This is a genomic window from Sebaldella sp. S0638, assembly GCF_024158605.1.
Classification (GTDB): Bacteria; Fusobacteriota; Fusobacteriia; order Fusobacteriales; family Leptotrichiaceae; genus Sebaldella.
This window is the reverse complement of record NZ_JAMZGM010000279.1, coordinates 1-831: the sequence shown is the minus strand read 5'-3', so window position 1 is coordinate 831 and position 831 is coordinate 1. Positions and strand designations below refer to the sequence as shown.

2 protein-coding genes are annotated in these 831 nt (G+C 32.6%); both read right to left on the bottom strand.

Annotated elements, in window-relative coordinates:
- Window positions 1-71: 71 nt before the first annotated feature.
- Window positions 72-287, bottom strand: a complete 216-nt coding sequence (locus tag NK213_RS20260) for a hypothetical protein (RefSeq protein WP_253352718.1) — start codon at window positions 285-287, stop codon at window positions 72-74.
- Window positions 288-572: 285 nt separating this feature from the next.
- Window positions 573-815 (bottom strand): hypothetical protein, encoded by a 243-nt coding sequence (locus NK213_RS20255; protein WP_253352716.1) that lies wholly within the window; start codon window positions 813-815, stop codon window positions 573-575.
- Window positions 816-831 lie beyond the last annotated feature (16 nt).

Sequence of the window (831 nt, the reverse complement as noted above, 5' to 3'; positions counted from 1 at the left end):
TTTTATGTTAAGGGTAGAGTAGTCAAGGTCAGCATTATATATTATTTCTTTGATTTCTTCTGGTGTCATATTTACCACTCCCAACATTTGAAAATGGAATTTAACTTTTTAAGTTCTAGTTTTGCCTCTTCCTGAGTGCTAAAATCTTTTTTCCAGTATAAAGAATCATCAATTGCAATGTTTTCTTGTGTAGTTGCATGGAAAAGTAAAGAACTGCCGTCTACGACTATAAGTTGTATTGTATCTAAATTGATACTGCAAAATTCATCAATTTCGTATAAAATCATATCTACTCCTTATTGACTTTTTAGATTTTCGGGGTATAAAGTAATGCTAATAAATAATTTGTTTCATTTCTCGCCCCACATTTGGTGGGGTTTTTTATTTCCGGTTGAAAAGTGTACCAGTATTTTTTCTAATTTGGTAATTTCAGTCTATTTAACATTATGCAAGCATCTCGTTCAAGACAATCTAAGAAACGGACTTTGTCGTAATCTCTTTCTCTTAATGCCCTCGCACGCTTTATTGTATATTCTCTAATGCTTTTTTCTAAGGTTGTAATTATTCGAGTTTTATCCTTCGTCAAGCACTTCTTCATAACCCCACATTATTTCGTCGATTTCATCTTTTACCGATTCAAGTTCAGCAAGAAAACCCATAGCTGTTTCAACTAATTCTACAAGTTCGTTGTTTTTGATTTTAAATGCACTTTCTAGGGTGTCTTCTATACTGTCTGTTCCCTCGTTTTCCCATTCCTCAACCATTTCTCTTATAATTTCCAGTCTTTCTTCTTTGCTTATTTCTTTGTTATTCATCTCATCATCTCCTTAT

Excerpts from the sequence above, each read along its gene's own strand:
- NK213_RS20255 (WP_253352716.1), bottom strand. The coding sequence starts at position 815 with ATGAATAACAAAGAAATAAGCAAAGAAGAAAGACTGGAAATTATAAGA.
- NK213_RS20260 (WP_253352718.1), bottom strand. The coding sequence starts at position 287 with ATGATTTTATACGAAATTGATGAATTTTGCAGTATCAATTTAGATACA.